Source organism: Kitasatospora sp. NPDC059812 (assembly GCF_042732075.1).
In the GTDB taxonomy this organism is placed as follows: Bacteria; Actinomycetota; Actinomycetes; order Streptomycetales; family Streptomycetaceae; genus Kitasatospora.
The window spans coordinates 20631-32420 of the sequence record NZ_JBHWIO010000034.1 but is presented as its reverse complement, the minus strand read 5'-3'; the positions used below and the strand labels follow the sequence as shown (position 1 = coordinate 32420).

Sequence of the window (11790 nt, the reverse complement as noted above, 5' to 3'; positions counted from 1 at the left end):
TTGTCTCCAATGATTCCCGTCTCGGGGGGGGGCGCGGTCCCCCCGCGGGGCGGGGGGGGGGGGGGGGGCCCGGGGGGGGCGGGGGGGGGGCCCGGGGCGCCCCCCCACCTTCCCGACACCGGGGGGAATCTGACGCCAAGTCACCGACGGTTCGTCCAGGTCATCGGCACCCCGCCGGACGGCACCGCACTGCCCCACTGACCGGCGTCGGCTCGCCGAGGCCCTGCCGTAACACGCCGGTACGCTTCCAGCCATGGATGTTGACCTGGTCACCGCCCTGCGGGCGATCGCCAACCCGACGCGCCTGCAACTGCTGGCATGGTTGCGCGAACCCGAACGCCACTTCCCCCTGGAGGAAGCGGTCGCCGACCCGCGCGAGGTCGGCGTCTGCGTCAGCCACATCCAGGCCAAGGCCGGCCTCGCCCAGTCCACCGTCTCCGCCTACCTCGCCGAACTCCAGCGCGCCGGCCTCGTCCGCGCCACCCGCATCGGCAAGTGGACCCACTACCGCCGCGACGAGGCCCGCATCGCCGCCCTCATCACCGCTCTCGGTCACACCCTGTAGGCCTCTGCCGCAGCCGGGGCAGGGGAGCCCCCGCCCCGGCTGCGGTCGGCTCGGGCTCCGCAGTCGTCAGGCGGCCTTGCGGGCAGTGTGGACGGTCATGGCCGAGAGGAAGAAGGCGTCCGGGCGGTTCAGGATGCCGGTGGGGGTGTCCTCGGCGAGGAGGGCGTCGAGGGTGCTGCGGTCCTCGGCGGCGAGGTTGTCGGCGAGTTGGTCGCGCAGGCGGGCGAGTTGGGTGTGGAGGTGCTCGCGGGCGGGGCGGGCGAGCGGGGCCGGGTGGTCGATCAGGAAGGTGCGGGTGCCGCTGGCGGTCAGACCGGCGCGGGTGAGCATGGCCGGCCAGTCCTCCACCTCCTCGGTGGCGCCGGGCAGTTCGGCGCGCATGGTGCTGAAGCCGTCCTCGTGCACGGCGTCGAGCCGGGCCTGGAAGCCGGCCCGGCCGAGACCGAAGTCGCGCGGCAGGTAGCGCAGCGGCAGGCCGCGTTCGGCGACGGCCAGCAGGCCGCCGGGCCGGAGCGTCGCGGCGAGGGAGGTCAGGGCGGCCTGCTGGTCGCCGAGGTGGTGGATCGCGTTGCCGGACCAGATCAGGTCGGCCTCGCCGAGCTTGCCGAACTCGGCGGGCAGGTCGGCCTGCTGGGTGCTCAGACGGCCGCCGGAACGGGCCCGGGCGCGCTCCAGCAGAGCGGCAGACTGGTCGACGGCGACCGTCTCGGCCTCGGGGAAGGCGTCCGCGAGCAGTCCGGCGATCACCCCGGGCCCGCTGCCGACGTCGAGGACCCGCCGCACCCCGTCGGCCTCGCCGTGCAGGGACCGCAGCCACTGCGCGGCCCCGGTGATGGCGGGGGTGCGCAGTTCGGCCTCCCGCTCCAGGTGGGCGGCGAGGACGTCCCAGTCGAAGTCGGCGGCGGGGACGTGGCCGTGGTGGTGCCCGTGCTGGTGCTGGTGTTCGGACATCGTGGGTTCTCCGATCGTGGGTGACGGAAAGGTGCTGCGGTCGGAAAGGTGCTGCGGTCGGAAGGGTGACGCTGGGCGAAGGTGCCGGGGGGAGCCGCGGGGAGCTGGGGGGAGCTTCCCCCGCTCAGGCGGGAACGGCGGCGCCGGACGCGCGGTGTTCGGCGACCGCCCGTCCGATCTCCTCCGCGACGAGGTCGTGGTCGAGGTCGAACGCCGCCGCCGCGCCCATCCCGGCGGCGACGACGACCTGGGCCCGCGGGTCGGCGACGTTGCCGACCGCCCAGACGCCGGGGACGCTGGTGCGGCCGGCCCGGTCGGTGGTGACCCAGCCGTTCTCGTCCCGGGCGCATTCCAGGCCGAAGAGCAGCGCGTCCCGGGGCACCGGCTGCGGGAAGACGAACACGGCCTCGCGCGGCACCACCCGGCCGTCGGCGAGTTCCACGCCGCGCAGCCGGTCGGCGTCCGTCACCAGCTGGGTGATCCGGCCTTCGACGACCCGGACGCCGCGGGCGGCGAGCCGCTCCCGCTCGGCCCCGGTCGGCGTGAGGGTGTGCGTGATCAGGACGACGTCCGCGGACCACTGCCGGAGCAGCAGCGCCTGGTTGACCGCGCCCGGGCCGGTGCCGAGCACGCCGAGCGGGCGGTCGCGGACCTCGTAGCCGTGGCAGTACGGGCAGTGCAGCACGTCGCGGCCCCAGCGTTCGAGCAGGCCCGGGAGCTCCGGGAGCCCGTCGCGCAGGCCGGTGGCGACGACCACCCGGCGCGCGTGCAGCACGGGGCCGCCCGCCAGGTGGACGGCGAAGCCCGTCCCCGCGCCTTCGGCGTCCGCGACGCCCTCGACGTGGTCGACCCGGGCGTCGATCAGGTCGACCCCGTAGCCGGCGACCTCCGCCCGGCCGACCTCCAGCAGCGCCGCCGGGGGCATGCCGTCCCGGCTCAGGTAGCCGTGCATGTGGGCGGCGGGGGCGTTGCGCGGCTGGCCCGCGTCCACCACCGCCACCCGGCGCCGGGCCCGGCCCAGCACCAGCGCGGCGCTCAGCCCGGCCGCGCCCGCGCCGACCACCACCGCGTCGTACTCGTCCCGGGGGGCCGTCGGCCCCGTCGTCCTCATCGTGTCGCCCATGGCGCTCACCTCCACCGCCAGGCTGCGACCGGACCAGCCATATCGGCAAGCTTTGTTGCCGTTTCCGCAAACGCCCGCGCCCACCCCGGCCACCGCCCGTCCGCTCCGCGCCACGGGCCCGGACTGCCCGAGTGGACGGGGATCCGGACCGACCCTTGCCATGGAGTGCACTCCAACTCCTAGCCTCTGACGCACCACCGACCCACCACCAGGGGGAGCAGCACCATGCGCTACCGCGTCCTCGGCGGCACCGGCATCGAAGTGAGCACCTACTGCCTCGGCACGATGATGCTCGGCTCCATCGGCAACCCCGACCATGACGACTGCGCCCGGATCATCAACACCGCGCTCGACCACGGCATCAACTTCGTGGACACCGCCGACATGTACTCGGCCGGCGAGTCCGAGGAGATCGTCGGCAGGACGCTGGCCGCCCGCGGCGACCGCGACGAGATCGTGCTCGCCACCAAGGGGCACTTCCCGATGGGCGAGGGCCACGGCCGCGGCGGCAACTCCCGGCGCTGGATCCTCCGGGCGGTCGAGGACAGCCTGCGCCGACTGCGCACCGACCGGATCGACCTCTACCAGATCCACCGGCCGGACCACACCACCGACGTCGAGGAGACCCTGTCCGTCCTCGGCGACCTCGTCCGGGCCGGCAAGATCCGCGCCTTCGGCTGCTCCACCTTCCCCGCCGAACAGATCGTCGACGCGCACCACGTCGCCGAGCGCCGCGCCCTGCCGCGCTTCCGCACCGAGCAGCCGCCGTACTCGCTGCTCGCCCGCGGCGTGGAGCGCGACGTGCTGCCCGTCGTCCAGCGACTCGGCATGGGCGCACTGACCTGGAGCCCGCTCGCCTCCGGCTTCCTCACCGGCCGCTACCGCAAGGACCGCCCGGCCGACCTGACCACCGGCCGCCCGACCCTCCACCCGGGCCGCTTCGACCCGACGCTGCCCACCACCGCGGCCAAGCTGGAGGCCGTCGAGGCCTTCACCGCCCTCGCCGGGGACCTCGGCCGCACCCTGCCCGAACTGGCCGTGGCCTTCCCGCTGGCGCACCCCGCCGTCACCTCGGTGATCCTCGGCCCGCGCACCCACGACCAGCTGGAGGCGGCCCTCAAGGGCGCCGACCTGGTCCTCGACGACGCCACGCTGGACCGCATCGACGCCATCGTCCCGCCCGGCACCAACGTCTACCACCCCGACGGCGTCTGGCAGCCCCCGTCCGTCACCACCCCCGCCCTCCGCCGCCGCCCCACCACGGACCGCCCGGCGGGATAGCCGGACCGGCCGCCCACGCCAGTGCGACACGGTGCATTACGGCGCGATACACTGACCCCATGAAGACCATCACGCAGCGCGAACTCGCAGCGCGGTCCAAGGCCGTGCTCGACGATGTCGAGGCCGGCGAGATCTACCACATCACCCGCAACGGCACCGAGATCGCCGAAGTCCGGCCGATCAGCGGTCGCCGCCGATTCGTCCCCGTCGAGGAACTCCAGCGAAAGTGGCGGAACGCGCCGACGGTCGACGCGGCGCGGATGCGCGCGGAAGCCGACGCCTTCTACGGCGATGAGGATCGGATCGGCGGCGACGACCCGTGGGAGCGGAAGTGACCGAGCGACACCAACGCGGACTGCTCGACACCTGCGTCGTGATCGATCTGCCGCAGATCGATCCACAGCTCCTGCCAGCCGATGCCGCACTGTCGTCCATCGTGCTGGCCGAACTCGCCCAGGGCGTCGCCATGGCCAAGGACCCGGTGCAGATGATGGCCAGGGCCCAGCGACTCGCGGACGTGGAGGCGGAGTTCGCCACTCTCCCCTTCGACCGCGAGGCGGCTCGGCGGTTCGGCACCCTGGTCGCCCTCACGATCCAGGCCAAGCGGGACCCCCGCCCCCGCCGCATGGACCTGATGATCGCGGCGACGGCGGCCGCCCACGGCCTGCCGCTCTACACGCGGAACGCGGGCGACTTCGTCGGCCTGGAGCAGGGCGTCGACGTCATCCCCGTGTGACGAACGGCCCCGCTCCAGCGGCGCCGTCGCCACTTCCGGACGGATCGCCACCACCGGCCGCCCCGCAGGAGGCCGGCTACTCCCTCGGGGCGGCGAAGCAGTGGACCACGACCGTGCGGTCGGCGGCCCACTGCTGTTCGCCGCTGCCGAGCCAGGTCCAGCCGAGGCGGCGGTAGCAGGCGTTCGCCGGGGCTGCGGTGGCGAGGACGTCGAGGACGGGGTGGAGGCCGAGCGCCCGCGCGTGCGCCACGGCGGCCGCCGCCAGCTGCGCGCCGATCCGGTGGCCGCGCGCCGTGGGCGCGACGTAGAGCCGGCCGATCACGGCGGTGAGTTCCGGGCGGCCGCCGGTGCGGCGGCTCCACAGGCCGGGGGCGACGTCGCCGGGGGCACTGCGGGAGAGGCCCACGTGGCCGACCGGGCGGCCGTCCAGTTCGGCGACCCAGGCGGCGAGCAGGCCGCCGGGGGTGAGCCAGGCGGCGGGGCGGTCGGGCCAGTCGGCGGGGTAGCCGTCGGTGGTGTGGACGTCGCCGAGCACCCGGACGCAGTCGGCGAGGTCGGTGACGCGGCGCCGTCGGACGGACACCCCTGCCCCGGCCTGCCGCGAGCCGGACGCGACGACGTTGGCGCGTTCTTCAAGGTCAGCCATGCCGGTACGTTACCGGCCGGGCCCCACCGCCGCAGCAGGTCGGCGACCCCGGTCGGATCCTCCTCGCCACCGACGACGCCACCGACGACGCCACCGCCGCCCGTCGACCGACGCTCCATCAGCCGAACGTGCGGCCGGGCGCTCCCGGGCGCACGGGCGGGCCGTCAGGCGATCGCGGCCGACACCACCGCCGCGACCGCGATGTTGCAGCTGGCCGAGACCCAGACCGCCGGGTGCGGCTCCGGCTCGACCAGGATCGCGCCGAGTCTGCCGGGCGTCAGCAGGTCCACCGCCCAGAAGGCGGCGGCCATCAGCACCAGCCCGAGCAGGCCGTAGCAGGCGGTCGAGACCAGGCCCTTGGCGAAGTCCGCGTAGGTGTACATGATCGCGGTGAAGACGATGCCGCCGATGCCGAGCAGCGCGGAGCTGAGCAGCACGGCGGCGTTGCGGTTGCGCTCGACCCAGATCTGGTGGCCGAGCCTGCCGGGCGTCAACAGGTCCACCAGGCCGACGCCGAGGAGCAGCAGCACCACCCCGAGGGCTCCGTAGGCGGCCGCCGCGCCGAGCCCGTGCAGGATGTCGTTCATCGTGGTCCCAGCCCCCGGTCCGCTCGCCGATCCCCGACCGGCCTGGTCAAGGGTTGGCAAAAGATACCCCACCGGGGCGGGCGGCGGACCGGGGAAGCGGAGCCCCCTGGCGTCAGTCGGGTCAGTGTTCCTCGTGCACCAGGTGGTCGACGCAGGCGGCGATCGCGAGCAGCAGACCGGTGTCGGCGCCGTCGGCGATCTCCACGCCGTAGGTGTCCCGGATCCGGAACCACTTGCGGGAGATCCGGGCGAGGTCGTCGCCGTGGTGGTTCTCGATCCGGTAGTCCTTGTCGATCAGGTCGCCGTGGATCTTCAGCTCGCCGCCGGAGGCCAGCTCCACCAGGTACTTGTCACGGAACGGGGTGAACAGCTTCTCCCGGACGGTCGCGATCACCTCGCCGTCGGCGTCCTCGATCTTCATCGCGTCGCGGACGGTGAACGCCTTCTCCTTCACCACCGCGACCACCCGCCCGTGCGCGTCCTTCAGCTCGAAGGTGTGCCGCAGCCGCAGCACCTTGCCGTCCACCAGGTACGCCTTGTGGCCCCGGTCGTCCTCGATCCAGTAGTCGTCTCCGACTGCGAACAGCTTCTCCCTGACCAGGTACCGCACAGCGGCCTCCTCCGTGTCGACGTGACCCCCATTCGACCCGATCCCCCCACCCGCCGGGAAGCACCGCCACACACGGGCGTTCAATGGCGGCATGCGTCCCGACCCCACCGCCCCGCTGCACAGCGAGCGCCTCGACCTCCTCCCGATCGGCCCCGAGCACGCCGAGGAGCTGGCCGCCGCCCTCGCCGACCCCGCCCTGCACGCCTTCACCGGCGGCTCCCCGGCCACCGCCGACGACCTGCGCGTGCGCTACGCCCGGCTCGCCGCCGGCTCCCCCGACCCCGCCGAGACCTGGGGCAACTGGGCGCTGCGGCTGCGCGCCGACGGCCGCCTCACCGGCTACGTCCAGACCACCGTCAGCCCCGGGGCCGCCGATCTCGCCTGGGTCGTCGGCACCCCCTGGCAGGGCCGCGGCCTGGCCACCGAGGCCGCCCGCGCCCTGCTCTCCCACCTAGCCGCCGCCGGCGTCAGCACCGTCACCGCCCACATCCACCCCGACCACCACGCCTCCGCCGCCGTCGCCCGGGCCCTCGGCCTCACCCCCACCGACGAGCAGCAGGACCGCGAGACCCGCTGGCAGGCGGAGCTCCCCCGACCCCGACCCTGACCCGGACCTGACCCGGCCATGGCCCTGCCCTGACGCCCTCAGTCCTCCTCGCCCGGCGCCGGATGCGGGTTGACGGCCTGCCCGTCGATCGGCTGCCCCCAGTAGTCGTCGCCCTCGGCCCCCACGCAGTACCCGGACCCCTCCACCCACCCCCCGGCGTCCTGGCACTGCTCCGCGGTGACGTCACGCGGACCGGGCCGGGCGGCGGCCGCCGAGGCGGCGCCGGCACCGGTGGCGAGCAGGACAGCGGTCGCGACCGTCAGGGCCGACCGGAGCAGGGGTGAGGTGATCATGCGGACAACGACAGCACGAACCCCACCCCCCACCCCACCGACACGCCCGCCGCCCCCGCCCGCGACCACCGCCCCGGAATGCCGCCCCGGAATGCCGCCCGACCACGATGCGGTTGGATACAGACATGGCATCTCGTGCACGTGTACGCGCCCCCGAGCTGGTCGGGGCAGGCGGTTGGCTGAACACCGGTGGCAAGGAGCTGACGCTCGCCGACTTCCGGGGCAAGATCACCATCCTGGACTTCTGGACGTTCTGACACCCAACTCCCTTCGGAATTAAACGAGTTTGAGTGTGATGCCGCTCGATGCCACGCGCACCCGGTTACCGGATGCTCGGGTTCGGAAAATGATCAGCGTCTCGGCACGAGGCTTGCGAGAATCCCGCAAGAGTTGTGGCGGCTGCGCTCGGTCGGCTCGCGGTCGGTGGGGTTGCTCGTACGCGAGGAGGAGTGCCATGTTCGAGAACGTCGCCGGGCTACAGCCCGAGGTAGCCGCGCAGTGGACCGCGCTGGTCGAGGAGTGTCGTCCTGTGCTCGCGAGCGAGGGTATGGATGCGGTGCAAGCCCTGCTGGTCGAACGCGGGACGAGCATCGTCCCGGCAGTCGCCGTCACCAAGGCTCTGCTCGGGTGGGAGGATACCCCGCTCCTGGTCGCTCGGGAGATCGTCGAGACCAGCCCCGCACGCGCAGCAGCCGCCTGAACCGGGACGCCCGGAATGCGGACACCGCCCGTGCGGTTTGATTGAGGCATGGCATCTCGTGCACGTGTACGCGCCCCCGAGCTGGTCGGGGCAGGCGGTTGGCTGAACACCGGTGGCAAGGAGCTGACGCTCGCCGACTTCCGGGGCAAGATCACCATCCTGGACTTCTGGACGTTCTGCTGCGTCAACTGTCTGCACGTCCTGGACGAGCTGCGGGAGTTGGAGGAGAAGCACCGGGACACCGTGGTGATCGTCGGGGTGCACTCGCCGAAGTTCGTGCACGAGGCGGACCACCAGGCCGTGGTGGACGCGGTCGCCCGGTACGAGGTGCACCACCCGGTGCTGGACGATCCGGTGCTGGCGACGTGGAAGCAGTACGCCGTGCGGGCCTGGCCGACGCTGGTGGTGATCGACCCGGAGGGGTACGTGGTCGCCCAGCACGCGGGCGAGGGCCACGCGCACGCGATCGCGCGGCTGGTGGAGGAGTTGGAGGCCGAGCACGCGGCGAAGGGCACGCTGCGCCGCGGCGACGGCCCGTACGTGGCGCCGGAGCCGACCGCGGGGGATCTCAAGTTCCCGGGCAAGGCGGTCCGGCTGCCCGGCGGGCACTTCCTGGTCGCCGACTCCGGCCACCACTCGCTGGTGGAGCTGGCCGAGGACGGCGAGACGGTGGTCCGCCGCATCGGCGACGGGCAGCGCGGTCTGGTGGACGGCACCAGCCCCCGGTTCAGCGAGCCGCAGGGGCTGGCGCTGCTGCCGGAGGGCTCGGACTTCGACGTGATCGTGGCCGACACCGTCAACCACGCGCTGCGCGGGGTGCGGCTGGCGGACGGCTCCGTGACCACGCTGGCGGGCACCGGCCGCCAGTGGTGGCAGGGTTCGGCGACCGAGGGCCCGGCCCGCGAGGTGGACCTCTCCTCGCCGTGGGACGTCGCCTGGTTCGACGGCCGGGTGTGGATCGCGATGGCCGGCGTGCACCAGCTGTGGGCGTACGACCCGGCCGCCGGCACGGTCGGCGTCGCGGCCGGCACCACCAACGAGGGCCTGGTGGACGGGCCCGTCGGCGAGGCCTGGTTCGCCCAGCCGTCCGGTCTGGCGGTCTCGGCGGACGGCGAGCGGCTGTGGGTGGCCGACTCGGAGACGTCCGCGATCCGGTGGGTTTCACGTGAAACCGGGGCGGTCCACACCGCCGTCGGCACCGGCCTCTTCGACTTCGGCCACCGGGACGGCGCGGCCGAGCAGGCGCTGCTCCAGCACCCGCTGGGCGTCACCGTGCTGCCGGACGGCTCGGTGGCGATCAGCGACACCTACAACCACGCGCTGCGCCGCTTCGACCCGGCGAGCGGCGAGGTCACCACGCTGGCCACCGACCTGCGCGAGCCGTCCGGCGCGGTCCTGGTGGACGGGGACATCGTGGTGGTCGAGTCGGCCCGGCACCGGCTGACCAGGCTGCGGCTGCCGGAGGAGGCTGTGCGGGTCGAGTCGGTCGCGCACCGCACCCGGCGGGCGGCCACCGAGGTCGCGCCGGGCGCGTTCCGGCTGGACGTGGTGTTCTCGGCGCCGAGCGGCCAGAAGCTGGACGAGCGGTACGGCCCGTCGACCCGGCTGCTGGTCAGCGCGACCCCGCCCGAGCTGCTGGTCTCCGGCGCGGGCGCGGACAGCGACCTGTCGCGCGAGTTGGTCCTCTCCGAAGAGGTCACCGAGGGCGTGCTGCACGTCTCGGCGATGGCCGCGTCCTGCGACGACGATCCGGAGATCGAGTTCCCGGCCTGCCACGTGCACCAGCAGGACTGGGGCGTGCCGGTGAAGCTGGTCGCCGACGGCGCCCGCCGGCTGCCGCTGGTGCTCGCCGGCCTGGAGTAGCCCTGGAGTGGCCCGTCCAGTGCGGAAGGGGCCCGGCGGAGCGTACTCCGCCGGGCCCCTTCGCCGTTGAGGGGGGATCAGCCCGGGATCAGCCCTCCAGGAACGCCTTGATCGCACTGGCCAGCAGGTACGGGTCCTCGGCGCCGCACAGTTCGCGCGCCGAGTGCATGGACAGCGCCGCGATGCCGCAGTCCACCGTCTTGATGCCGAGGCGCGCCGCGGTGATCGGGCCGATGGTGGTGCCGCAGGGCATCGCGTTGTTGGACACGAAGGACTGCCACGGCACGCCGGCCTTCTCGCAGGCGGCCGCGAACACCGCCCGGCCGACGCCGTCGGTCGCGTAGCGGTTGTTGACGTTGACCTTGAGGATCGGCCCGCCGTTCGGCAGCGGGTGGTGGCCCGGCTCGTGCCGCTCGGCGTAGTTCGGGTGGACGGCGTGGCCCATGTCGGAGGAGAGGCAGATCGTCCCGGCGAGCGCCCGGGCGCGGTCCTCCGGGGTGCCGCCGCGCGCGTGGACGGTGCGGTCGAGGACGTTGCCGAGCAGCGGGCTCTGCGCGCCGGTGTCCGACTCGCTGCCGGTCTCCTCGTGGTCGAAGGCGGCCAGCACCGGGATGTACGGCAGGTCGGCGGCGCCCTCGGCGGAGGCGACGGCGGCCAGCGCGGCGGTGGCGGCGTGGACGGACAGCAGGTTGTCCAGGCGCGGGCCGGCCAGCAGCTCGCGGTCGCGGCCCAGGTAGGCGGCCGGCTGGACGTCGTGCGTCATCAGGTCCCAGCCCGCCACGTCGGCGGCGTCCACGCCGGCGCGCTCGGCGACGTAGGAGATCAGCGAGCCCTCGTCGACCGGGCCGAGGCCCCAGATCGGGGTGAGGTGGCGCTGCTTGTCGAGCTTCATGCCGTCGTTGACCTGGCGGTCCAGGTGGATCGCGAGCTGCGGCACCCGCAGCAGCGGCTCGTCCAGCTGGACGAGCCGCGAGCTGCCGTCCTTCAGCGCGAGGCGGCCGGAGAGCCCGAGGTCACGGTCCAGCCAGGTGTTCAGCGGGACGCCGCCGTAGATCTCCACGGCGACCTGGCGCCAGCCGGCCGAGCCGGTGTCCGGCACCGGCTTGACCCGCAGGTTCGGCGAGTCGGTGTGGGTACCGACCACCCGGAACGGGGTCTCGGGGCGGGCGCTCTCCGGCAGGTACCAGGCGATCAGGGCGCCGCCCCGGATCAGGTAACGGCCGCCGGCGGCGCCGTCCCAGACGTCGGTCTCGGCGACCTGCCGGAAGCCTGCCTTCTCCAGCCGCTCGGCGGCGCTCGCGACCGCGTGGTACGGGGACGGCGAGGTGCCGAGGAACGCGATCAGATCGTCGCTGTGCGTCCGGTCGAAGAATGCCTGGCGGGCGGCGGCGGTCGACATACTGCTCCTGAGTCGAGGGAGGGCTGAAGCCGGATGGGGAGTCGGCTTCGCACCTTGAGCATATGCCCGTACACGGACAGGGAATTCGGAACCTCCCAACGGATGCAGAACGAGGACACAACCGTGAAGTGACGCCGTGCCGAACTCCGTACACCCAGAGATCCGCCCCGGTCGCGGACGGTCATCGCCATGCCCGACACCGTGCCGCCGGCCCCGTGCAACAGGTGCGAAACGGGCGAACTCGGCGACGGGTGCGGGGCGGCGAACGGACAGCGCGCGGGGCGGCGAACGGGCGGCAACGCCGAAGGGCCCGGCGGGAGCCGGGCCCGTCGGGGGGGGGGGGGGGTCCGACGGTGGGGGAGGTGTGACGCCCCCCCCGGCGCCCCTGGGGGGGGGGCGGGGGGGGTCGGGGGGGGCGAGGGCCACCGC

General features: G+C 73.9%; 15 protein-coding genes. 8 read left to right on the top strand and 7 right to left on the bottom strand.

Going from position 1 to position 11790, the window contains the following annotated elements:
- Window positions 1-253: 253 nt before the first annotated feature.
- On the top strand, window positions 254-565 hold the full coding sequence (locus tag ACFV6D_RS19000; protein ID WP_063348348.1) for a helix-turn-helix transcriptional regulator: 312 nt from the start codon (window positions 254-256) through the stop codon (window positions 563-565).
- Window positions 566-631: 66 nt separating this feature from the next.
- On the opposite strand, the gene ACFV6D_RS18995 is transcribed toward ACFV6D_RS19000, so the two are convergent.
- Both ACFV6D_RS18995 and ACFV6D_RS18990 read right to left on the bottom strand, forming a co-directional pair.
- The gene (locus tag ACFV6D_RS18995) at window positions 632-1516 is read right to left on the bottom strand and encodes a class I SAM-dependent methyltransferase (RefSeq protein WP_380560547.1); all 885 of its coding nucleotides are present in this window, start codon (window positions 1514-1516) and stop codon (window positions 632-634) included.
- 124 nt (window positions 1517-1640) lie between these two features.
- Window positions 1641-2639 (bottom strand): NAD(P)/FAD-dependent oxidoreductase, encoded by a 999-nt coding sequence (locus ACFV6D_RS18990; protein WP_063348350.1) that lies wholly within the window; start codon window positions 2637-2639, stop codon window positions 1641-1643.
- Window positions 2640-2864: 225 nt separating this feature from the next.
- On the opposite strand from ACFV6D_RS18990, the gene ACFV6D_RS18985 reads away from it, so the two are divergent.
- Genes ACFV6D_RS18985 through ACFV6D_RS18975 form a run of 3 tightly spaced genes read left to right on the top strand, consistent with a single transcriptional unit; the run spans window position 2865 to window position 4656 of the window.
- The gene (locus tag ACFV6D_RS18985; protein WP_380560546.1) at window positions 2865-3920 is read left to right on the top strand and encodes an aldo/keto reductase; all 1056 of its coding nucleotides are present in this window, start codon (window positions 2865-2867) and stop codon (window positions 3918-3920) included.
- Between the two features lie 59 nt (window positions 3921-3979).
- The gene (locus ACFV6D_RS18980; protein WP_380427481.1) at window positions 3980-4255 is read left to right on the top strand and encodes a type II toxin-antitoxin system Phd/YefM family antitoxin; all 276 of its coding nucleotides are present in this window, start codon (window positions 3980-3982) and stop codon (window positions 4253-4255) included.
- A complete protein-coding gene (locus ACFV6D_RS18975; protein WP_380427483.1) occupies window positions 4252-4656 on the top strand; it encodes a type II toxin-antitoxin system VapC family toxin in 405 nt (134 codons plus the stop codon). The genes ACFV6D_RS18980 and ACFV6D_RS18975 overlap by 4 nt, the downstream gene beginning before the upstream one ends.
- Window positions 4657-4732: 76 nt before the next feature.
- Here ACFV6D_RS18975 and ACFV6D_RS18970 read toward each other — a convergent pair whose 3' ends face one another.
- From ACFV6D_RS18970 to ACFV6D_RS18960, 3 genes are all read right to left on the bottom strand, one after another.
- Window positions 4733-5302 (bottom strand): GNAT family N-acetyltransferase, encoded by a 570-nt coding sequence (locus ACFV6D_RS18970; RefSeq protein ID WP_380482393.1) that lies wholly within the window; start codon window positions 5300-5302, stop codon window positions 4733-4735.
- 164 nt (window positions 5303-5466) lie between these two features.
- The gene (locus ACFV6D_RS18965; protein WP_363378334.1) at window positions 5467-5889 is read right to left on the bottom strand and encodes a DUF350 domain-containing protein; all 423 of its coding nucleotides are present in this window, start codon (window positions 5887-5889) and stop codon (window positions 5467-5469) included.
- 121 nt (window positions 5890-6010) lie between these two features.
- Window positions 6011-6499, bottom strand: coding sequence for an LURP-one-related/scramblase family protein (locus ACFV6D_RS18960; protein WP_063348353.1), 489 nt, complete (start codon window positions 6497-6499; stop codon window positions 6011-6013).
- A 91-nt stretch (window positions 6500-6590) separates the two neighbouring features.
- Between ACFV6D_RS18960 and ACFV6D_RS18955 the strand changes: the two genes are divergently transcribed.
- A complete protein-coding gene (locus ACFV6D_RS18955; protein ID WP_380560545.1) occupies window positions 6591-7106 on the top strand; it encodes a GNAT family N-acetyltransferase in 516 nt (171 codons plus the stop codon).
- A 38-nt stretch (window positions 7107-7144) separates the two neighbouring features.
- Here ACFV6D_RS18955 and ACFV6D_RS18950 read toward each other — a convergent pair whose 3' ends face one another.
- Entirely contained in the window at window positions 7145-7399 is a 255-nt protein-coding gene (locus ACFV6D_RS18950; protein WP_380560544.1) for a hypothetical protein, read from the bottom strand.
- A 125-nt stretch (window positions 7400-7524) separates the two neighbouring features.
- Between ACFV6D_RS18950 and ACFV6D_RS18945 the strand changes: the two genes are divergently transcribed.
- The 3 genes from ACFV6D_RS18945 (at window position 7525) to ACFV6D_RS18935 (ending at window position 9962) form a co-directional block, all read left to right on the top strand.
- Window positions 7525-7656 carry a hypothetical protein gene (locus tag ACFV6D_RS18945; RefSeq protein ID WP_380335538.1) on the top strand — a complete coding sequence of 44 codons (132 nt, stop codon included), beginning with the start codon at window positions 7525-7527 and terminating at the stop codon, window positions 7654-7656.
- A 197-nt stretch (window positions 7657-7853) separates the two neighbouring features.
- On the top strand, window positions 7854-8099 hold the full coding sequence (locus ACFV6D_RS18940) for a hypothetical protein (protein ID WP_380427489.1): 246 nt from the start codon (window positions 7854-7856) through the stop codon (window positions 8097-8099).
- Between the two features lie 48 nt (window positions 8100-8147).
- On the top strand, window positions 8148-9962 hold the full coding sequence (locus ACFV6D_RS18935; protein WP_380560543.1) for an NHL domain-containing thioredoxin family protein: 1815 nt from the start codon (window positions 8148-8150) through the stop codon (window positions 9960-9962).
- An 88-nt stretch (window positions 9963-10050) separates the two neighbouring features.
- On the opposite strand, the gene ACFV6D_RS18930 is transcribed toward ACFV6D_RS18935, so the two are convergent.
- Window positions 10051-11361: a M18 family aminopeptidase gene (locus ACFV6D_RS18930; RefSeq protein WP_063348358.1), complete on the bottom strand. Its 1311-nt coding sequence runs from the start codon at window positions 11359-11361 to the stop codon at window positions 10051-10053.
- Between the last annotated feature and the right edge of the window lie 429 nt (window positions 11362-11790).